Consider the following 21,324-nt stretch of genomic DNA (forward strand, 5'->3'; position numbering starts at 1 on the left):
ATCGTTATGAAATTCGATGAACGCCACCTCATTCAGCTCGCCGCCGTCGTGAAGACGGGCGGCGTTACGGAAGGCGCAGCCCTACTGGGCCTGGCGCAACCGGCGGTTTCGCGCACATTGTCCATGCTGGAGAAGCGTGTCGGCGAGCCGCTATTCATTCGGGGTCGCCGGCCGCTGCAGCCGACGCCGCTTGGGTTGTCGCTCGCCGAACATGGCCTTGTCATGCTGGCGGCCTCGCGCAAGGCGTCGGATTTCGTGGAGAGCTTCCGCGTCGGCAAGAGCGGCGTCGTGCGGATCGGCGGCACGCCCTTCTTTATGGACGCGTTGATTGCCCGCCTGTGCGCAGAGTTTCAGGCAAGCCATCCGGACGTGCGCATCGACCAGAGTTACGGCTACTTTCCCGACTTGCGCGCCGCCCTCAAGGCCGACCAGATCGATCTTGCCATATGCCCCATCGACATACTCGACGAGGGGTCGGGGCTAGAGTTCCAGCAGATTCTTCCGGGGCGTAACGTCGTCGCCTGCCGGGTGACGCACCCTCTGCTTCTGAAACGCCGGCCGCAACCGAGCCATCTTCTCGATTACCCCTGGATTGCGCCACCGCCAGGAAGCCCGCTGCTGGCCGACCTGCGCGCCCTGCTGCTCTCCTTCGGCGCAACCGAGATCAAGATCCGCTACACGGGCGGCTCGCTGATGAGTGTGATCAACTACCTGAAATCGGCCGACGCGCTGACCGTCATGCCGCATAGCGTCGTCTTTGCCCAACGCAAGGAAAAGACGATCACCGCACTGCCGATCACCATTCCGCATCCAGAGCGCGCGCTTGCTATCCTCAAGCGCATCGATGCCCCACGTGCGCCCGCCGTCGACCAGTTTGCCGACTTCGTCCGCGCAGGCTTCCAGGATCTTCGGCATCTGATCAAACGCCATGAGGAGTCGGTGATCTGGGGACTTTGACGACGACGGTTTGAGCCGGAATTTCAGCAGCGTGGCTGCCGCCTTTGCCTGGCGCGAGGAGCCCTTCTCAGGCTAACTCTTGCGCCGGTCCCCTATCGGCGGTCGCGACCGACTTTTCGGACAGCGGCTCCAGCGCCGACGATGCCTCGGCAAAGGCCTCATCGAGGATGAGCAGCTTGCGGGCATGCGCGTGTGCATATTCCTCATAAAAGCCGCGTGAGACCCAGAGTTGCGACCGGCCTCGCCGTCCGCTCCAGCCAATACCTCCGATCGATTCCGCAGCCGCAAGCTTGCGGCTGGTATGGGCTCGCGACAAGCCGAATGATTGCGCCAGATAGGAAATCGAATTCACATCCGTCAGAAGCTTGCCGTCTCCCGCCAGCACGTCCGGCTCTATTCCGGCAATCAGCCTATCCATCAGCAGCCCGCCGGCATCGGCCCAGGTGAAGATCGTGTAGAGCGGACCGGGGCTACGGATCGCGGGACTCGTCAAAAGTGCGTGCGCGGCAATCGGCTGCATGGATACCAGCAGATTTTCCGGCTCGGTGTGGAATCTCGCCGTCCTGTTCCCGCCATCGATGAGATCGAGGGCCTGAAAATGCACGCTATACCAATGGATGAGCATCTCCAGCGTAAACGGCGCCGGTGCGACCTGCTCCGATGGAAGGCCATTGGCCGCGGCAATCGGGCGAATGATATCATATTGCAGGGCTTCGTCGAAAAAGGCATATGCCGTGTTGCGGCTGGCAATAGCATATTGCAGGGCGAGATTTCCGAGACCTCGTCGGGTTAGCCCCGCTCCGGATTTGCTAAATACTCGAAAATAGTCGCCGAGCGCCGCGTGACACAAGAGCCAGCGCTGCTGGGTCGCAAAAAGCGCCGCGGTTCGCGGCGAAGCCTCGTGAACCGCGATAAAGCTTCGTGCCAACAGCGAGAGCGCCCGGAAAAATTCCACCGGCTCGAACAGGCCGTCTACCTTGCTCGGCGGCAATGCCTTGCGCGCGCGCATGGCATCCGCCGATCGATGCACCTGAAAATCAAGTACCTTTCCCATGGAAAGCTCTCTCAAGATTGTCGGCTGGCTGCGTCCAGAACATCATTATGCCGTTCCGGGACAATCATGGGTGCAAGGAATGCACAATTCGAAGAAGTACGGGCGGCGATAAAGAATATCCCCATCCATTCCTGACGATATTGAGCATTTCCCCTCAGCTCACGAACAACTGCCGTAGTTTCTCTTTATCTGTCCAAACAATAGTCGGACGAGCGCAACGGCGTCCTGATAAGGCCATGGCAAGGTTCTGATATTTTCTGATATTTTTCTGAAATCTGTGATTTTGCGGAGAAAATCGGGGCTCGGCCAATTTTGCCGGTGGGTTGTCATTCTGCCCATGCGGGTAACGACATGTTTTGGTGATGGCCGCATCGGCACGTTGACTGCCGAGCTAAGCTCTCCTTATATTGTGCCATATTTTAAATGGTACAGTTGGGGATCGTTGGGATCAGGTGTTTTGTTTTGCTGGGTTCGTTCTTGATCCGGATCGTGCCGAGCTTCACGGACCCGATGGTTCCGCGATCCGGCTGCGCCCAAAAGCTTTTGAATTGTTGAACTTCCTCGTCGCCCACAACAGGCGCGTCGTCGGCAAGCAGGAACTGATGGAAGCGGTCTGGCCCGGGATTCACGTCGGGGAAGACAGCCTGTTTCAATGTATTCGCGAAATCCGCGCTGCGCTGGGGGACACAGAGCGGCACATGATCAAGCTCGTGTCTGGTCGCGGCTATCTGTTTACCGCCGAGGTGTCCTCAAGGCAGGCGGGCCAGGATCTTCCGTCTGCCGCGCGCGATATGCAGATTTCCGATCCAAGGCAGGTCGCGGGTGACGTTGAGATACGACGCCGGCTCGGCTCCCGCAGGGTTCTCGCTCTCGGCACATTGGCCATTCTTGGCGCAATCGCCATCATCTATTTCGCCGTCTCTTCTTCCCGATCCGTCAACGTTCTGGGCGCCAGTGAGCCGGTCATCGAAGTGCTGCCTGTTGTCGATGCCGTCGGCGATCCCCAAAGCGCCGCCTTGGCGCAGGGCGTCGCCGCAGAGATGGTGAACGGCCTGGCCAAGATCGACAATATTCGCCTGATAGCTCCCAAGGAACAAGGTCCAGCGGCGGCCAAACCTCCGTCCGGGCTCGGCGGCAAAGCCGATTTCCTTCTGCAAGGTGAACTGCAGAGAAGTCCGCAATCTTGGATCTTTCAAACACGGCTCATCAAGGCCGGCAGCCGCGAGATCGAATCGGTCGCCGAGGTTACGCTGGATGCCAACGAGCCTGACAAGCAGCGCCTTGCGTCGCGGCTCGCGGCGGGGGCGGGCTACGAACTTGCCAACCGCCTCAACAAATTCGAAGAGAACGACAGCCCGGCCCCCGGGGCCGGCGCCGCCGGCGTCGCGATCCAGCAGGCGACCGCGTCGATCAACCAGACGACGAAGGAACGCTTCGCGACGGCACGATCGATCCTTGAAAAATATTTGAACGATCAGCCGAACAATACCGATCTGCAGATCGCGCTTGCGGCGCTGCATCTGCGCGGAATTCAGCTCGCCTGGTATGATGCAGCAGAGGGCAAGGCAGCCGAAAACGAGGCGCGAGCCCTGCTCGAGCACGCGCTGCGAAGCAAGCCAAACTCTGTCCAGGTGCTCGGCATCTATTGTCGTTTCCTGACCGTGACCAATCAGTTCTCAGAAAGTCTTGTCGCTTGCGCAAGAGTGCTGAGCCTCAATCCGTGGGACGGCACGGCGTTGTTCCATCTCGGTCTGACGCAGGTTCAACTCGGCCGTTTCGAGGATGCGCTTGCAACATTCGCGCTGGCCGACCGCTTCGATACGCCGGCAGTTTCGCGTTGGACGTGGCTGCTTGGCGCTGGATTCGCGGATATACTTTTAAATCGCAATGAAGATGCCGCTACATGGCTGCAACGCTCTATCGCAATCACGCCCGGGACGGGACGGGCGCATATGCTTTTGGCGACCGCCTATCAGCGATTGGGCCGATCCGACGAGGCAAAACAGGCTCTGGCGAAGGGGCTTGAACTAAGACCGGGCTCGACAGCCGTCAATATTTCCCTGCCCGCTCGCAACACCAGCCCGGTCTACCTCGAAGCCGTCCGGGAAATTACCCGAACGCTGATTGCGATGGGGCTACCGGCCGGCGACGAAGCGCAAAAGTCGGACGATCGGAATTGATGAAGATGCGCTGCGCAACACTCATCTCAGATTGCAGGGTCTTTCCGCATCCACCGCTGATAAATTCTCCTGGATATAAAGTATTACCAAAGCATCCGCATTTCGCCGCCACGTGAGCAGCAGCATAAAAAATGTGCTCCATCACTAGAACTTGAGCCACCTTCTAAACCACGTCTTTATATCTTTTGCGCATTCTCCGGCCAAAGTTTAAGTCTTTTTCTGGTAGGAATAATGGGCATTCACTTTTCGCGGCATATAAGCCGCCTAGCAAAAGATCGCGCCGGCAATTTTGCGATACTGACGGCCCTGATCGCCGTCCCTCTGGCCGCAGCTGGCGGCATGGCCGTCGATTATGCGTCGGCGGTGCATCAGCGGACGAATTTGCAGGAAATCGCCGATGGTGCCGCACTGGCCGGCGGCAAGATTTTCGATGGCACCAATTTGGCTGCCGCACAGGCGGAGGCAACGCGCTTCATCACCGCCTACGCAGACACGACACCCGCCAACCTCAGTTACACCATCACAGCAAACGGACGCATTCTTTCGGTCAACTTGACCGGAGCCGTGCCGACGAACCTGATGCGCGTGGTGAATATCAACACCGTCAACATCGGCGTGAACTCACAGGCCACGGCCCCTGCAAAGCCCGATATCGTGACGCTCACGCCGACACAGGCGCAGGGATGGTACTATAAAATCATCACCATCCGTGTCGTCAGGCCCAATTCGACCGCCGAAACGGTTGTCGGCACCGTGACCTATCAGCCGACGACCCACAACAACGACGGCCAGGGCACCATGACGGCCGTTCCGTCCGGCCCAATTACGCTGGGTCAATACACCAAGCTGGTGCTGCAGATGGACGTCAAGAACGACGGCTGCCCGATCGGCAAAGCGGCATCCATATCAAACAGCAACGCCGTGAGCTGCAGCAGCAAGAACTCGGCCAGCACCAAATACGACCTGACGCTGCGGACGGATGATCCGAGCACGTCGAACTATCTCTTCGTCGATGGCAGCGAGCTTCCGAAGGGCGTCACCCTGCCGATCGAGAATTATTTCGGCTGCCAGGCGGCGCAAAAGCACGCCTGGGAAGATGGGGGCGGCTGGGATCGACAGGACTTCTTCTATACGATCTCGTCGCAATGCTCGTCGGCCGACGGCGATGCCGTGCGCCTAACCAACTGATGCGGCCGTAGTCACGCGGCCGACTGAATGAACAAAGTCACCCGGCGCCATACGTGACGCCGGGTTCTTTGCAGGGCGACTTGGCCTAACGGCGCGAACCGAAGGGACGAAGCGCCATATGGCGGTTGACGTCCTTGTAGAGCAGGTAGCGGAACGGGCCAGGGCCTCCGGCATAGCAAGCCTGCGGGCAGAAGGCGCGCAGCCACATGAAATCGCCGGCCTCCACTTCGACCCAATCCTGGTTCAGCCGATAGACGGCCTTGCCTTCCAGCACATAGAGGCCGTGTTCCATGACATGGGTTTCCGCAAAGGGGATGACTGCACCGGGCTGCAGGGTGACGATCGTCACATGCATGTCGTGCCGCAAGTCGGACGGATCGACGAAGCGGGTCGTTGCCCAGCGTCCCTCCGTGCCCGCCATGGCGGACGGGGCGATATCCTTCTCATTGAGGATAAGCGGCTCCGGATGAGCCAGCCCCTCGACAGCCTCATAAGCCTTGCGAATCCAGTGGAAGCGGGCATGGGCGACGGATCGGTTGTGCAGCGACCATTTTAGGCCCGGCGGCAGAAAGGCATAGCCGCCCGGCTGGAGAACATGCTTGCCGGAGGGCAAGGTGAGTTCGATCTCGCCGTCGACGACGAATAATACGCCTTCGGCTTCTGCATCCTGCTCCGGCCTGTCGCTGCCGCCGCCCGGTGCCACTTCCATGACATATTGCGAAAAGGTTTCGGCGAAACCCGAAAGCGGCCGGGCGATCACCCAGCAGCGCGTATCGTTCCAGAAGGGCAGATAGCTGGTGACGATGTCCTGCATCACTCCCTTCGGGATGACGGCATAGGCCTCCGTAAACACGGCACGGCCCGTCAACAGATCGCTTTGCGGCGGATGACCGCCCAGGGAGGAATAATAGTTTCTTTGCATTGTGTAAGCCCTTCATTCTCATCGTTTCGGGAGGCTAAGGCATCTGCCTCCCAGTCGTATTGCATAGCGTCGGAAGTCGGGATGTTACGTTACGCCGCCCCTGCTTCCTCCAGTAATCTCACGATTTCAGCATAACCACGGCTGCGGGCATGTCGCAGCGGCGTCACGCCGTCATTGTCTGCCAGATTGACGTTTGCGCCGGCATCTATCAATAGCCTGACGATCCGAACATGGCGCAGGCCGCCATCGCTGAGAATGACGGCCTCGATCAGGGCCGTCCATCCAAGGTGATTGACGTGATCGACATCGACACCCGCCTTGATCAAGGCGTCGACCGTTTCGACATGACCGCGCTCGGACGCGGGAATGAGCGCCGTGCCGCCATAACGGTTGATGCTTTTGAGATCCGCCCCGTGAGCGAGCGTCAGTGTGAGAATATCCAGATGACCGCGAGCGCCGGCATAGAGATAGGGGCTGTCTTGAATATCGTCCTTGGCGTTGACGTCGGCGCCCGCCTCCATCAGCACCCGTGCAGCCTCCACCTTGTTGCCGTGCGTCGCGACAAGCAACGGCGTCGCACCGCTTGCGTCCCGCGCCTCGATGGCTGCACCGTTGCCGAGCAGCGCGCGGATGGCTGCAACGTCGCCCGCAGCGGCAGCCTTGTGTAGTCGAAGATCCATTGTATCGCCGAAGGCAAGAAAAGGGGTGCAGACAGCCGCCAGGAAGAGCCAGGCCGACAGCAGAAGTTTCAACATGCCTTATCCCGTTGGTGTGTCTCACCGGAACCTAGCAGGGAACCCGGCTTCAGAAAATCAAATATCCGAGCCCTGACCGCTGAGAAAATGAAAACACTTTCAGGATTTTGCGTTGCAATAGCCGGCACGCATGATTTCAGCCCGGCGCCTGAGGCTTCCGCCGCCAGCCCATGTCCGCGACCACGACCGAGGGCGGTATGGACCCGATCTGCAGCCTTACGCAAAAGCCGTGGCTGGTGTCCGGGAATGAAACGCGTCCGCCGTGCAGCTCGGCCGCCTTCTTGACCAGATTCAACCCCAGGCCTGCACCCGACGAACTGGCATTGATGCGGCGAAACGGCTCGAAGACGCGATCGCGTTCCGCCGGCGGTATGCCTGGTCCTTCGTCGTACACATCGATCGTACCGGCAGCGCCGACGCGCACGATGATCGAGCCTTTTCCTCCGGCGTGATCGATCGCATTTCGGATCAGGTTGACGACCGCCATTTCGATCGTCGAGGTCTGGATCACGAAGACTGCTTCCTCGGGGCTCGGCTCGAAATCGAAGTCGTAGCCGGCGTCCATGGCGATCGGCGCGAGATCGGCGGCGATGGTTTCGACCAGCACGTTCAGGTCCTTCTTCTCCGCGCGCAATTCGACTACGCCGATGGCCTGCATCTCCAGGAGTTGATGGGCGACGCGAGACAAGCGGTCGATATCATCACGCAGCTGGTGACTGACCTCGGCTTCGGGCAGGAGATCCGCCCGCGTCCGTGCGATTGCAATCGGCGTCCGCAGCTCATGCGCGGCATCGGCAAGGAAGCGGTTGTGCCTGTTATATCCTTCATCCAGCTTCGAGAGGGCGTGATTGAACGCGTCCACCAGCGGGATGATCTCCGTCGGCACCTTCGAGCGCTCGAGACGCGCCGAGCGGGTGTCGAAGTCGATCGCCTGCGCCTGCGTTGCCGTTTCCACAAGCCCGCTCAGCGACCGGCCGACGGCGCGCGGCGTGACGAGCAGCGTCGCCACACCGGTCAGCGCCAGTATCGGGGCGACGCCGATGAAGATGACGAATGCCAAGGCCGGCAATACGTTGAGCCAATGGATCTCTCCATGCGGGCCTTTGGGAACCTCGACGCGCATATTGATCCACACATTCAGGCCGTCATTGTCAAAGCCGCGTTCGGTGGCCGCCATGATCTGCAGTTTGCCGATGGACGTCTCCCGGTTCTCGATCGTGGCATGCGCCCCATTGCCGGCCTCCACTCTTGCCCGATCGATCGTCCACGGAAAGCTCTCGCCAAGAGCGGCCGTCGGTATCTCTCCGTATTGCAGGAGTATCCCCTTGTGATCCCGGATCATGAACCAGAGTTCGGGATAACGCTGCTTCAGCTCCACGACCTCCTGCGTCTCCGCCACCTGCAATTGCCCGTCATCATCCCTTGTTATCTGCTGGGCGACGACGCGAACGGCCTCTTCATTGGCATCTTCCAGCTCCGGATTGATAATCCAGATCCAACCAACGAGCAGGACGAAGAAGAGAACGAGCAGGAACGCCTGCAGGGCGATCAGGCGTTTTATCAGCCCCCAGCGTAGCGATCGGCTGCGCTCCGGGTTCATGCCTTCGCCCGGATCAGATAGCCGATGTTTCGCACAGCCCTTATCTCGACCGTGGCCTCGGCCAGAAGCAGTTTCTTTCGAATGCGCGAGATGTGCGCATCGAGGGCGTTCGATCCGATCTCGTCCTCGAGTGCATAAACGGCCTCGATCAGGCTCGGCCGCGTCACGATGCGGTTCGGACGGCGCATCAGCGTCTCCAGCACCAGATATTCACGGCGTGGGAATTCGACGAGCGAGCCGCTGACGAAGATCTCGTTCGTTCTTGGATCGACGCTCAGATTGCCGAAGTTCAGATACCGGTCGGAAACTGTCGGTCCCCGTCTCTGCAGCGCTCTCAACCGGGCGAGCAACTCCTCGATCGCAAAAGGCTTGGCAAGATAATCGTCGGCGCCGCTATCGAGCCCGTCGACGCGGTGGTCGACGCTGCCGAGCGCGGTCAGCACGAGGATCGGTACGGGATGCTTGCGCTGGCGCAGTGCCGCGACAAGATCCAGCCCTTCGCCATCAGGCAGGCGACGATCCAGCACGAGGACGTCATAGGTGCCGACGCGGGCCATGGCATCGGCATCCGCTATCGTGCGGACGTGGTCGGCGAGCACGTCGCGCCGCCGCAGCGCTTCAAGCAGCGCGCGAGCCATTTCGGGCTCATCCTCGAGAAGCAGAATTCGCAATGACTTTTCCCCAAAGGACGACCATTGCCATCCCGTGCCCCCACTGACAGCCAAAGATTGCGGCTACATTACACGCAGATTGCCGAGACGGCACCAGGGGCGGCATCAACGGGTCACGATCAAGGAAAAGGAGGCGCAGCCTCGAACAGGAAATCGCATGTGGGTCGGCAATTGGCGCCTCACCCTTGCAACAAGCGCGCCAGCATCCGCCTGATGTGATCCTGACCGCCAAAGAAAATCGCCGCAACGAGAATCGTCCGGCGCTCCTCGATCGGCAGAAACCAGACGGCTGCGTTGTCCCGCCGCAGGAAACGGAGGCCGGGATGGATGTCCGGCCGCAATGTTCCAATATAGGGCGTCTCGACCAATCGATCGATTGCCAGGCGGAGCTCGCGGATGCGGCTGGCCGCACGTTCCAGAGCATCCTCCGGCGCATCCCCGAGATCGAGATAGGCCGCAAACAGATGATCGAAGATCAACTCGAAATCGAGGTCCGCGTCCTTCGAATATTCAAGGCTCCACACGAAGAGCTCGCCGCTTGCGCTCGATCATGCTTTCGATCCGCTCTTCCATGTCCGATGCCGGGATCTTCGGCCCATCGACGCGGCGCTGGATGAGCCTGCGCAAGCCTTCCGTCTCGGCCGCTTCCGCTTCCGTTTTCTGGCGCAGCAATTCCAGGCCTTGCTGGAGAACCGAACTCAAGCTGGAATAGCGCCCCGTATCGACGAGTGAACGGGCAAACGCATCCTGCTGATCGGTCAACGATATCGACGACTTGACGCTCATTGGGCAATCTCCTTCACGCACTAAAATGCTACTCAGTCGCATACGTGTCAAGACATCGCGCAGAGACCATCCATGCGGTGGGAATGACTACCGGCGTTTTGCCACATCATTGACGCCATCCAGATCCGGCGCTTGTCCATAGCTCATGTTTTTCATCTGCCTGATGACGCGCTCCATCTCTTCGTCATCGAGGATGGGCGGTTCGCCAAGCGTCAGCGCCTGAACATAAAGACGCGACAGGGTTTCAACCTCGATAGCGAGGGCGAGGGCCGCAGCCGGCGTCTTTCCGAGCGAGATTTGCCCATGTTGTCCGAGCAGGCAGGCAAGCCTGTCCTGCAGAGCGTCGATCGCGGCATCCGAAAGGGCCTGCGTGCCGAAGGTAGCGTACGGTGCGCAGCGGATCGTCGTACCGCCCGCCACACCGGTCATATAGTGAAAGCTCGGAATGGTCTTGTGATGCACGGCAAGCGTGGTTGCATAGACCGAATGGCAATGGAGCACACAATCGATGTCCTGCCGGGACGCCAGAATATCGCGATGGAACCGCCATTCCGATGATGGCCGGCGCTCACCCTCGTAGCCGCCATCGAAATACATCTGCACCAGATCCTGCGGTTGCATCATGTCGTAAGGCAGAGAGGTTGGCGTGACCAGAAATCCCTTGGGGTTCCGCACCGACATGTTGCCAGCCGTCCCCTGGTTAATGCCGGAAGCGTTCATCCGGCGGCAGATCGTTACCATTTCCTCGCGCAGGGCATTGTCGTTGTAAGTCGTCACGATATTACTCCATTGTCTTGATCAGGGCGTGCCAGCGTTGCTGATAGGATGAAAGTTCGGGAAAGTCGGAGATGTCGGGTGCTTCGGCCACCAGGGCTACGGGCGAAGCGCGGCTTTCATGAGCCGCCAGCATGGCGGCGCCCGTCGCCGTTCCGGTGGTGCTGCGACTGACGAGGACGCGTCTGTCAGGCAGCAAGGCCGCAACGATGGCGCCATAGATGGGATCGACGACAAAGTTGCCGTCCAGCACCACTGTTCCCGCAGGCGGGAGATCGCGGATGCAGGCGACGGTCAGAAGCGCCGAATAGAGCACGGCGAGCGTGAACCGGACGCCTTCCTCCTCCGCAAGCGGGCCTTCGAGGCGGCCGCGGCGCGCAGTGCCGGGAAAGAGCCCGTCATCCGAACCGAATGTCGGCAGTGCGAAGGTGCCCGAAGCAACGATCATCCGAAGTGCCCCCAACGAGGCCGGACCGGAAATCCTTGCGGCGACCGTGGAGAATTCCCGGCCTCCCATGGTCAGCATGCCAGGCGTCGGGTTGCCGAAAACATCGGCATTGCAGGAGTGGCCTGGCCGTTCGACGCTGAAATCGATGCCGTTGCGATCGGTCAGCGCAACGATCCAGGTGCCTGTCGAGACGACGGTAAAATCGGCGAGATCGGCAGCCTGATAGCGGTATAAATTGGCCGAGGAGTCATGCACACCACAAAGGACGCGCGTCGTCGTCTTCAGGCCGATGCGTTCGGCAAGCTCGGGCTTCAAAGGCCCAAGCGTTTCCCATGCGTGCCGCATCGGCGGCATGAGGCGCTGCCAGCCGCGGCTTGCGACAAGCGCGGCCGGCCGACCGTCGGCCGATGCCCACAGATGCGACTGTGCCGCCAGGCTCGTCACTTCGCTTGCCAGCACGCCCGACAGGCGAAAAGCCCAATATTGCGGGGTGGCGAGATAGGCGTGGGCGGCCGCGAACGTCTCGGGCCAATACATTTCCTGCCACAGCATCTGCCGCGCGAGATGGGCCGCGCCCAGCATGATGGCGCTAGCCCTCTCGCGATAGGGGCCGACGGCTGCCTTGTAACACGCATCGACATCGGCGGGGATCGGCTGTTCGTAGTCGATCATCGGCAAGGCGGCACCCTGCCCATCGACCAGCACGCCGCCGGAACCATGCGCGCAGGTGACGATGGCGCCTATGTCATGCCGCTTGCCCAATGCCGCCAGGCTATCGATCAGCCAGGCCTCCAGCTCGGCAAGGTCATGATGACGATAAGGCGGCCCGTCCTTGACGGTATTCGGCGTCGACAGCGTTTCCAGCACATGGCCGTCATCGCTTGCCGCCGACAGCTTCACATTCGTCTTGCCGATGTCGAAAACCGCAACGATACTCATTTTGGACCGAAGAAACGCGTTGGCAGCAGCCACATCAGGTAGGGTCGTGCCGTCTGTGCCGCAGCGACGAAGATGAGAATGCCGCCCCATATCGCTACCGTCAGGTAGTTGCTGAGGCCGAACTGGTTGAAGCCCGAGGAGATGACCTGCAGGATCGCCAGCGCCAGCATCAGACCGCCGGCGGTACCGAAGCCGCCGAAGGGATCGACGCCGCCAAGGACCGCCGCAAGGATCGTCACCAGCAGATAGGATTGAGCATAATCCGCGCTGGCCGAGTTGAATGTCGCCAGCATGACCAAGGCGGAAAAGAAGCAGATCAGGCTCGACATGACGTAGACGCCGACCAACACCCTTCGCGTGTCGATCGCCGAATAGCGCGCGGCCTCGATATTGGAGCCGATCATGGCGCAGGCGACACCGAAGGCGGTGCGCCGCAATACGAGGCTGACGATGACGGCGACCACGATCAGCAGCAGGAAGATCATTGGCACGCCGGCAACGGTCGTCGTGCCGATGCGGGCAAAGCCGTCCGGTATGCCTGATAGTGCCATGCCGCGGGTCAGATAGATGCTGATGCCGTCGACCAGCGATTTCGTGCCGAGCGTGATGAGGATCGGGTGGACGCCGGTATAGGCGATGAGCGCGCCGGTAATAAGACCGATGAACAGACACAGCGCGAGGCCGGCAACGAGCGCCAGAACTATCACGGCAACTGCTGTCCCGGTGCCGCTATCGGGCGTGATCAGGCTCTGCATGATGAAAGCCATCAGTAGCGCGCACTGGTTCGTCGTGGCGATGATCGCCAGGTTGAGCCCACCTGTTATCAGCGGCGCCATCATCGCCAGAGACAGAAGGCCGAGCAGCGGCAACTGGTACATGAAGGATTGCAGCGTACCGAGCGAAGCAAAATTCGGAATGAAGAGGGAGAAGCCGGCAACCAGAAGGATCAGCAGAACGACAAGACCGGCATGCGCTCCAGGAATACCCGTCCGCACGCGCGTCACCAGGTCTGCAAGGCTGCTGTTGAGGTTATAGAGAAGCGGCGGCTCAGCCATTGGACGACGCTCCCGCGATGATGCGATGGCGACGGCCCGGCCGCGAGCTGATCACGGTGATCGAGGTCGAGACCAGAATGGTGACGCCGATGACGATCTGGAAGAAATAGGAGGAGACGCCGAGCAGGTTGAGCCCGTTCTGAAGCACTGCCAGAAGTACGATGCCGAGCAGCACGCCTGGCACTGTGCCGATGCCGCCGGTCAGGCTGGCACCACCGAGAACCGCGGCGGAAAGAACCGCAAGTTCGGTATTATACATGGCATTTGGCACGCTCTCACCGACGCGATGCGCCTGCAGCAGGCCGGCAATCGCCGCCATTAGCCCGAGATAGCCATAGGCGACGAATTGCAGCCGGCCGATATTCATGCCGATGCGTCTCGCCGCCTCCGCATTGCCGCCCATCGCATAGAGCTGGCGTCCGACGGAAGAGCGCGTCATCCACGCCCAGGTGAACAGGGTCACCACCACCATGGTGACGATCGGCAGCGTCACGCGAACGATATCGCCCGATGCCATCTCCATGCGCCAGAAGACGATGCGGTTGGTCCACCAGTCCGGCAGTGTGTAGATCGATTTTCCGCCCGAGAAATACATGAGCAGCGAGAAGCTGACGCTCATCATGGCGATCGTGGCGATGATCGAGGTGATGCGCACATAATGAACCAGCAGCGCATTGAGGCAGCCGAGCCCGACGCCGATCACGAGGCCACAGACGATGACGGCGGGCGCGGGAAAGCCGAGCTGCGTTGCGAGCAGCGCCGCGCAATATTGCGCCACGGAAGCCGTCGCCGCGAAGGATATGTCGATGCCCCCGGAAACCAGCACGACGAAGAGGCCCATCGCCATGATCGCCTGCACCGAGTAGGTTTCAAGCAGGTCGATGATATTGGCGAGCGTCAGAAAATCTCGCGCCGTCAGGGAAAAGACAATGACAACCGCGGCGATGACGGCCAGAAGCCAGGTTTCGGGACGCCGTTTCAACTGTGCGACAAATGACGATCCGGCCGTTTGGCTGTGCTCACGCATAGATGCGCTCCTTCATATTGGCCTCGCTGACTTCGCCCGGCACCGCTTCGCCGATGAGGCGGCCGGCGCGCATGTGCAGGATGCGGTCGCAGGTGGCAAACAGCTCCGAGACTTCGTCGGAGATGAGAATGATGGCGACGCCCTGCCGCGCCAGATCGGCCACCACGTCGTAGATGCCCTGCTTGTTCTTGATGTCGACACCGACGGTCGGGGAATCGAGAATCAGAACCTTGGGCCGTGTCGCGAGCCATTTCGCCAGCACGACACGCTGCTGATTGCCGCCCGAAAGCGTCTGTACGGCGCGATCGGCCGAGGGGACTTTGATGGCGAGCCGCTTGATCCAATCGTCGGCAAGCTGCCCGCGCGTCTTGCCGGGAATAAGCCCCAGGCGATTTGCCATGCCTTTCATGACGGCAAGCATGATATTGTCGCCGATCGACTGCTGCAGGATGACGCCGAGGCTCAGGCGATCCTCGGAGACGTAGGCAATGCCGGCGCGCACGGCATCGCGATTGGAGCGGAGTACAAGCTGGCGTCCCTCCAGGCGGATGCTTCCTTGCTCGGCACGATGCATGCCGAACAGCGTCAGGGCCAGTTCGGTGCGGCCCGATCCCAGCAAGCCGGAAATTCCAAGCACTTCGCCGCGATGCAGGGTGAAATCGATGTCGGCAAACTCGCCGCGGCGCGACAGGCCGTGGACTTCGAGAACGGGTTCGGCCCCACCCATGTCGCGCGCGACGATCGCGTGATCGATATCGAGCCCCGTCATCAGATGCGCGATCTTCTTCTCGTTTATTTGATCGGCGGGCCAGGTGCCGACCTTGCGGCCATCGCGCATCACCGTGACCCGCTCGGCGATCTCGACGACTTCGTCAAGCCTGTGAGAGACGAAGACGACGGCAATGCCATCGGCCTTGAGCCGTCCGACGATCCCCAAAAGACGATCGACTTCCGCGCGCGTCAGCGACGCCGTCGGCTCGTCCATGAAGATCAGGCGTGCCTCGGCTGCCAGACCGCGTGCGATCGCGACAATCTGGCGCTCGGCCACGGAAAGATCGGAAACGATGAGATCGAGATCGAGGGCAAAGCCGAGCCTTGCGAGCACGGCGCTTGCCTTCCCGCGCATCTGCTTCCAGTTGACCGGTTTCACCAGCCGGTCGAGATGGCTGTCGATGGCGATGTTTTCGGCAACGGATAGATTGGGAAACAGGGACAGGTCCTGAAAGATCACCTGAACTCCCAGAGCCTTGGCGCGGGCGGGATCAAGCGGGAGAACCGGCTTGCCCTCGATCTCGATGATACCAGCCGAGGGCGGATGCACGCCGGCCACGGTCTTGATGAGGGTCGACTTGCCGCAGCCGTTTTCGCCGACGAGGCAATGGATCTCCCCGGATCGCACATCCCAATCGATCTCTTCCAATGCGCGCACGCCGCCGAACCGTTTGGACAGCCCGGTCAAACGAAGAAATGGAATAGCATCGCTCATCGATCCGCTCCGATAGTGTTGGGTCGGCCGGCGGCGGCATTCAAGCCTGCCGCCGGCCCTCGGGAGGAACAGCCAGAACTTTTCCGCTTTTCTCCGAATCGCGGAAAGCTCTATCCTCTAGGTTCCGTCCGCATTCCGGACGAAAAACCGCTACGCACTTTTTCTGGAAGTGCTCTAAAGGCCGAGAGCAACCAGCCGGTCGATATTTTCCTTATCGAGCGACTCGAGCTTCTGGGCCTGAATGAGCTTCTTGTCCGGATAGACGCGCACCTTGCCGACGCCGGTCAGCTCCATGTTGTCGGTCGGCTCCTTGCCGGCCGCCAGCAGGGAGGCGAGCTGGACGAAGATTTCGCCCGCCGTCATCGGATTCCAGATGAAGCCGCCGCGGATCGTGCCGGACTTGACGTATTTGACGCCCTGCCCCGGCGAGAAGCCGCCGACCAGTGCGATCGACTTTGCCTTTTCGCGATCGTCGAGTACACGGGCCGCGCCGATCGGGCCTTGCGATCCGAATGTCAGGATGCCTTTCAGATCCGGATGGGCACGCAGCTGGTCCTGCGTGGTCTTGATACTGTCATCCAGGCTCTCGGCCACGCCGAAGCGATCGCCGAGCATTTCCATCTTCGGATATTTCTGCTTCTGATAGGCGATCGCCGCATCGGCCCACGCATTGTGCAGCGGCACCGTCAGCGAGCCGACGTAGACGATATATTTGCCTTCTTCGCCCATCTGCTTGGCGAGCAGGTCCATATGCGCCTGTCCATAGCCTTCGATCGTGGTCAGCTCGAAGTCCCAATCGGCTTCCTTCTGGTTCGGGCCCTCATGGGCCAGCACCTTGATGCCCGCAGCGCGCGCCCGACCAAGGACGGGATCGAGAGCTGCCGAATCATTCGGCACGATGCCGATGACGGCGACCTTACGGGCGATCAGATCTTCGATGGCGCGCACCTGCTGGGCGGCATCCGCCTGCGTCGGACCGACCATCCAGGCATTCGTCTTGTATTCCGGCGCCGCCTTCTTGATGCCGACCTCCATGGCATTGAACCATGGAATGCCGCCGATCTTGACCACGACGCCGACCTGCGGCTCGGCCGCCTGCGCGACGCCGATCGTGCCGCCAAGAGTGCCGGCGACGACGGCTCCGCCTATTCCGGCGAGTAGGGTTCGTCTTGTAACTTCCATTTTTCTCCTCCCAGTTTCAGATGACCCGCCTCCTCAAGCGGGCTCCGCGGCGTCGAACCGCGGATCTCGATGGCGCAGCGCAGACGCCGCGTAACCGGTTTTCCGGCAGAGCCGGTCATGCGCCGCAACAGCAGCGCCCAGGCCTGTTCGGCCATTTCCTCGATGGGCTGACGCACCGCCGTGATGCCGGGCGCCACCAGCCGCATCCACTCCATGTCATCGAAGCTTGCAAAGGCGAGATCGCCGGGCACGGAAAGTCCGATCTCCGCCATAGTGCGATAGGTCAGGAGCGTCGTGCCGTGATCGAGCGAAAACAGCGCGCCCGGCAACGGGCGGCGGCGCAGACGCTCTTCCAGACGCTGCGCGCCATTGGCATCATCGATACCTATCTCCAGCATTTCGACATGCATGTGCTTGACGGCGGCCCGCACGCCCTCCCAGCGCTCGCGCACATTGGTGATCGAAAGGCTGCTGCCGAGGACCACGCAATCACGATAGCCCTGTTCATCGAGATGGGCGGCAATCGCGCCGGCAGCCGGACCATTGTCGACCGCGATCAGATCGAAGCCGGCCGCGTCGGGTATGCGGTCGGCAAGGACGACCGGAGCAAAGAAACCATTCGGCAGCCGCTCGGCAAACGCACCGTCGCAAGGGATGACGATCAGGCCGGCCGGACGCCAGGCGCGCATCTTGCGCAGCCGGTCGGCCTCCTCTTCGGCATTATTGCGCGCGGAGACGACCACCAGATCGTAATCGTCGAGACGCGCCAGATGCTCCAGTGTCGAGACGAAGGCGGCGAACATCGGATTGGTGAGATCAGGGACAACGACACCGGCAAGCTGCGCCTTGCGCGAACGCAGCCGCGACGCACCGAGATCGACGACATAGCCAAGCTCGCGCACCGCATCATTCACGCGCCTGGCGAAATCCGGAGAGACCGTGGGCTTGCCATTGAGGACATTCGAAACGGTTGCCACCGAAACGCCAGCCCTGTCGGCCACCATCTTGATGGAGGGAGTTCGCGATTTCGACATCTTACCCTCCCCCATCAACAATCTCCGATTGATACTATGAAAATTCTGGTGAAACGTTTTATTGTAAGCTATACCTGTATAGATGCGGTGTCAACGTGAGCGCTTTCAAGTATAAAACGATTCACGTCTTTCGCATTGCAGCAATTGTTTTGCATCCACGAAACCGGGAGGACGATCATGAATAAGCTGGGAGTTCACGCGCTGGTCTGGGAAGCCGGCTGGAGCCGCGACGAATGCGCCCGCGCAATCGCAAGCAGCGCCGAGGTTGGCTATGATTTCATCGAGGCGCCGGCGTTGGACCCGAGCCTGATCGATCCGGAATTCACGCGCCGTCAGTTGGAGAAGAACGGCATCGGCATCAACTTCTCGCTCGGTCTCGATTTCGAAACCGACATCTCAAGTGGCGACAAGGAGAAGGGTCGCCGCGGCAAGGAGAAGCTGGAACAGGCGATCGCCGTCTGCCGCGATTGCGGCGGCGAATATATCGGCGGCATCCTGCACTCCGCCTTCGGCAAATATACGCAGCCGACAACCGCTGCCGGCGTTGCGCAATCGGTGGATATCCTGCGCCAAGTGGCCGAGACGGCGGCGAAAAGCAACATCACGCTCGTCCTCGAGGTGGTCAACCGCTATGAATCCAACGTGCTCAACACCGCCGCTCAGGCCGTGGAAATGTGCAAGCGCATCGGCATGCCGAACGTCAAGGTGCATCTCGACGTCTATCACATGAACATCGAGGAATCCGATATTCAGGCCGCCATTCTCGAAACCGGCGACTACCTCGGATATTTCCACACCGGCGATTCCCATCGCGGCTATATGGGCTCGGGCACCATCGATCTTGCCGGCGTCTTCCGGGCTCTCGTGCGCTCCGGCTATCAGGGACCGATCACCTTCGAATCTTTCTCATCGCGCGTCGTCGGCCAGCCGCTCGAAGGTATTCTCGGCATCTGGCGCAACCTCTGGGACGATGGCCGCGACCTTGCCGAACATGCGCTGATGTACACGAAGGCGCAGCTCAAGGCTGCTCAGGAGGCGCAGCGTCAAAGTCAGCAGCGCAGCCTCCTGCCGTAATGCGCACGCCCTAGAAGCGCATGCGGCATTCATTCCGTCGCGCCGAAGCAGTAGCTCCCTTTTTCAAGGGAGCTACTCATCAGGCGGAAACCGCTTTGCTCTGCAGAGGGGTCTGATGAACGACGATGCGCGCGTGATAGGGAATGCGCTCGTAGAGGTCGATGACGTCCTGATTGACCAGGCGGACGCAGCCAGACGAGGTTGCCTTGCCAATCGAATACCACTCTGGCGAGCCATGAAGGCGATAGAGCGTGTCCTTGCCGTTCTGGAAGATATAGAGCGCGCGGGCACCCAGCGGGTTCTTGATGCCCGGGTCCATGCCGCCATTGGCCACGGAGTATTTCGCAAGCTCCGGCTTGCGGGCAATCATATCGTTCGGCGGCTTCCAGCGTGGCCAATGCTGCCGCCAATGGATGACCCCCTCGCCCTGCCATGCGAAACCGTCCCGGCCGATGCCGACGCCGTAGCGCATGGCGGTACCACCGCGTTCCACGACGTAGAGAAATCTCGAAACCGTATCCACGACAACCGTGCCGGGCGGCTCGCCGGTCGGATCGGGGACGCGCTGACGGTAGAATTTCGGGTCCAGCTTTCTATAAGGCACCGCGGGAATGACATGGCCGGCATCGACCACGGACGCATAGCGCGCCTCAAGCTCGGGATCGGGATCGGGCGTGATGACGCTCTGGGGTTCAGACGCAACGGGAACGACAGGCGGCACGCGAGCCGGAGCTGCAATGGGAGTGGGAACCGGGGCCGTGGTGGCACAGCCCGCAAGCGCTGCGGTCGCAGAGAGGGACCCGAGCATGAAAGCTCGCCGGGAGAGAGTCTTTTCATTCTTGGTTGGGCGCATTCCTGTCCTAACAAGCCTCGCACATTGATGTCGCATCTTCGACCGATGAGGCCAAGGAAGGCGACATGTCTAATCATTAAGTGGTGATGACCTCATAGCCAGTCGGCACCTATAATGGCAAGTTCGCCGATATCATGACCATGCAAACTCAATCGACGAGTGTGGGCTAGAAGCCACAGGGATTTGCATTTCCGCTGGTGTGGCGACCGTTTTTGGCTGTCTCGAGGTTCGAACGTTCTCGCATGGACTGCGATGCCTGTTCGCCGCACCGACACGATATGTACCGGCTAGTCGCCGAAGGTTCGGCCGGGCAAGACGTTATGCTCCATATCCAACCATGGCGGATTTTCCGCATACATTTCCTGGATGAGCCGTTTGATGAGATCGATATAGACGGAATTGTCGCCGACGCGATGATTGAGGATCACCGGCGAGGTCATCGCCTCTTCCTCGATCAGCCGATAATGCACGTCGGACCGCATCTGTCGCGCGGACGAAGGGATCACGCACACGCCAGCATCGGCGGCCACCAGCCCGAGAGCCGCCTGGATTTCCCGCACCTCATGCACCTCCGCCGGGCGGACGTCGTGGCTCTGCAACAGCCCCAGCACCTGATCGGCGTAACTCGGCCGCGGCTCCTTCGGATAGACGATCAGCTTTTGAGCGTGGAGGCCCTTCACCGGCAAGGGCGCGGAATCCCTTGCAAGTGCTGTCCCCATGGGCACCGCTGCCACGAGGCGCTCTTCGCGCAGGACGGTGCCGACCACATTGGGATCGCTATGACGCAATCGGCCGAAGCCAACGTCTATGCGCCCCTCCTTGAGCGCCGGGATCTGCTGGACCGACAACAGTTCCAGCAGCTGGATATCCAGTTCGGGCGCGTGCCGGCGCATCTTGCGGACCAGCGAAGGAAGGCCGCCATAGAGCGTGGAGGCGACGAAGCCGATGGAAAAGACACTGTTCTGATTGAGGCCGATGCGCCGCGTCGCATCCCGCATCTGCTCGACGCGGCCGAGGACCTGCAATGCCTGCTCAAAGAACAATCGACCGGCATCGGTCAGACGCACTGGACGGCTTTTGCGAATGAGCAGCGAGACCCCCAGCTCCTCCTCCAGAAGCTGGATCTGCCGGCTCAGCGGCGGCTGTGCTATATGCAGCAATTCTGCCGCGCGCGTGAAATTGCGTTCCTGGGCGACGGCCACGAAATAGCGAAGTTGACGAAGATCCATTCTGCAAATCCCACTGGCAGACATGCACCCAACATCCGCACTGGATATGTTGCAATGCAGTAAGTACCTATATATTACCATTTTTCTTCACATCATACCATAAAGGTATC

The 21,324-nt window shown here is 60.6% G+C and carries 20 protein-coding genes; 4 read left to right on the forward strand and 16 right to left on the reverse strand.

Translation table 11 applies throughout. The features are described 5' to 3' along the window. Positions 1–6 precede the first annotated feature (6 nt). Entirely contained in the window at positions 7–957 is a 951-nt protein-coding gene (locus ACIQWP_RS00505; protein ID WP_402780715.1) for a LysR family transcriptional regulator, read from the forward strand. Between the two features lie 67 nt (positions 958–1,024). Here ACIQWP_RS00505 and ACIQWP_RS00510 read toward each other — a convergent pair whose 3' ends face one another. Then, complete coding sequence (locus ACIQWP_RS00510; protein WP_402780718.1) at positions 1,025–2,011, reverse strand: hypothetical protein; 987 nt, start codon at positions 2,009–2,011, stop codon at positions 1,025–1,027. Positions 2,012–2,463: 452 nt separating this feature from the next. Between ACIQWP_RS00510 and ACIQWP_RS00515 the strand changes: the two genes are divergently transcribed. Together ACIQWP_RS00515 and ACIQWP_RS00520 are read left to right on the forward strand one after the other, a co-directional pair. After that, positions 2,464–4,191, forward strand: coding sequence for a winged helix-turn-helix domain-containing protein (locus ACIQWP_RS00515; protein ID WP_402780721.1), 1,728 nt, complete (start codon positions 2,464–2,466; stop codon positions 4,189–4,191). A 231-nt stretch (positions 4,192–4,422) separates the two neighbouring features. Next, positions 4,423–5,379, forward strand: coding sequence for a TadE/TadG family type IV pilus assembly protein (locus ACIQWP_RS00520; RefSeq protein ID WP_402780724.1), 957 nt, complete (start codon positions 4,423–4,425; stop codon positions 5,377–5,379). Between the two features lie 85 nt (positions 5,380–5,464). Here ACIQWP_RS00520 and ACIQWP_RS00525 read toward each other — a convergent pair whose 3' ends face one another. From ACIQWP_RS00525 to ACIQWP_RS00585, 13 genes are all read right to left on the reverse strand, one after another. Continuing rightward, complete coding sequence (locus tag ACIQWP_RS00525) at positions 5,465–6,301, reverse strand: bifunctional allantoicase/(S)-ureidoglycine aminohydrolase (RefSeq protein ID WP_402780727.1); 837 nt, start codon at positions 6,299–6,301, stop codon at positions 5,465–5,467. 89 nt (positions 6,302–6,390) lie between these two features. After that, the gene (locus ACIQWP_RS00530; RefSeq protein ID WP_402782677.1) at positions 6,391–6,981 is read right to left on the reverse strand and encodes an ankyrin repeat domain-containing protein; all 591 of its coding nucleotides are present in this window, start codon (positions 6,979–6,981) and stop codon (positions 6,391–6,393) included. A gap of 211 nt (positions 6,982–7,192) precedes the next feature. Continuing rightward, entirely contained in the window at positions 7,193–8,656 is a 1,464-nt protein-coding gene (locus tag ACIQWP_RS00535) for a sensor histidine kinase (RefSeq protein ID WP_402780730.1), read from the reverse strand. Beyond that, positions 8,653–9,327 carry a response regulator transcription factor gene (locus ACIQWP_RS00540; RefSeq protein WP_402780733.1) on the reverse strand — a complete coding sequence of 225 codons (675 nt, stop codon included), beginning with the start codon at positions 9,325–9,327 and terminating at the stop codon, positions 8,653–8,655. The genes ACIQWP_RS00535 and ACIQWP_RS00540 overlap by 4 nt, the downstream gene beginning before the upstream one ends. Positions 9,328–9,506: 179 nt before the next feature. Then, positions 9,507–9,851, reverse strand: coding sequence for a type II toxin-antitoxin system RelE/ParE family toxin (locus ACIQWP_RS00545; protein WP_402780736.1), 345 nt, complete (start codon positions 9,849–9,851; stop codon positions 9,507–9,509). Further along, positions 9,838–10,113, reverse strand: a complete 276-nt coding sequence (locus ACIQWP_RS00550) for a type II toxin-antitoxin system ParD family antitoxin (protein ID WP_402780739.1) — start codon at positions 10,111–10,113, stop codon at positions 9,838–9,840. The genes ACIQWP_RS00545 and ACIQWP_RS00550 overlap by 14 nt, the downstream gene beginning before the upstream one ends. 87 nt (positions 10,114–10,200) lie before the next feature. Then, on the reverse strand, positions 10,201–10,854 hold the full coding sequence (locus ACIQWP_RS00555) for a class II aldolase/adducin family protein (RefSeq protein ID WP_402782679.1): 654 nt from the start codon (positions 10,852–10,854) through the stop codon (positions 10,201–10,203). Positions 10,855–10,894: 40 nt separating this feature from the next. Beyond that, positions 10,895–12,274, reverse strand: coding sequence for an FGGY-family carbohydrate kinase (locus ACIQWP_RS00560; protein WP_402780742.1), 1,380 nt, complete (start codon positions 12,272–12,274; stop codon positions 10,895–10,897). Beyond that, on the reverse strand, positions 12,271–13,329 hold the full coding sequence (locus ACIQWP_RS00565) for an ABC transporter permease (protein WP_402780745.1): 1,059 nt from the start codon (positions 13,327–13,329) through the stop codon (positions 12,271–12,273). Before ACIQWP_RS00565 ends, ACIQWP_RS00560 begins: the two co-directional genes overlap by 4 nt. Then, positions 13,322–14,356 carry an ABC transporter permease gene (locus tag ACIQWP_RS00570; RefSeq protein ID WP_402780748.1) on the reverse strand — a complete coding sequence of 345 codons (1,035 nt, stop codon included), beginning with the start codon at positions 14,354–14,356 and terminating at the stop codon, positions 13,322–13,324. The genes ACIQWP_RS00565 and ACIQWP_RS00570 overlap by 8 nt, the downstream gene beginning before the upstream one ends. Beyond that, the gene (locus ACIQWP_RS00575; RefSeq protein ID WP_402780751.1) at positions 14,349–15,842 is read right to left on the reverse strand and encodes a sugar ABC transporter ATP-binding protein; all 1,494 of its coding nucleotides are present in this window, start codon (positions 15,840–15,842) and stop codon (positions 14,349–14,351) included. The genes ACIQWP_RS00570 and ACIQWP_RS00575 overlap by 8 nt, the downstream gene beginning before the upstream one ends. 174 nt (positions 15,843–16,016) lie before the next feature. After that, complete coding sequence (locus ACIQWP_RS00580) at positions 16,017–17,024, reverse strand: substrate-binding domain-containing protein (protein ID WP_402780754.1); 1,008 nt, start codon at positions 17,022–17,024, stop codon at positions 16,017–16,019. Continuing rightward, positions 16,988–18,058 (reverse strand): LacI family DNA-binding transcriptional regulator, encoded by a 1,071-nt coding sequence (locus ACIQWP_RS00585; protein WP_402780757.1) that lies wholly within the window; start codon positions 18,056–18,058, stop codon positions 16,988–16,990. The genes ACIQWP_RS00580 and ACIQWP_RS00585 overlap by 37 nt, the downstream gene beginning before the upstream one ends. A 177-nt stretch (positions 18,059–18,235) precedes the next feature. Between ACIQWP_RS00585 and ACIQWP_RS00590 the strand changes: the two genes are divergently transcribed. Next, positions 18,236–19,132, forward strand: coding sequence for a sugar phosphate isomerase/epimerase family protein (locus ACIQWP_RS00590; protein ID WP_402780760.1), 897 nt, complete (start codon positions 18,236–18,238; stop codon positions 19,130–19,132). Positions 19,133–19,211: 79 nt separating this feature from the next. Here ACIQWP_RS00590 and ACIQWP_RS00595 read toward each other — a convergent pair whose 3' ends face one another. Next, positions 19,212–19,985 (reverse strand): L,D-transpeptidase, encoded by a 774-nt coding sequence (locus ACIQWP_RS00595; protein WP_402780763.1) that lies wholly within the window; start codon positions 19,983–19,985, stop codon positions 19,212–19,214. Between the two features lie 287 nt (positions 19,986–20,272). Beyond that, positions 20,273–21,214, reverse strand: a complete 942-nt coding sequence (locus tag ACIQWP_RS00600) for a LysR substrate-binding domain-containing protein (RefSeq protein WP_402780766.1) — start codon at positions 21,212–21,214, stop codon at positions 20,273–20,275. Positions 21,215–21,324: the final 110 nt, after the last annotated feature.

This window comes from Rhizobium sp. NPDC090279 (assembly GCF_044769665.1).
In the GTDB taxonomy this organism is placed as follows: Bacteria; Pseudomonadota; Alphaproteobacteria; order Rhizobiales; family Rhizobiaceae; genus Rhizobium.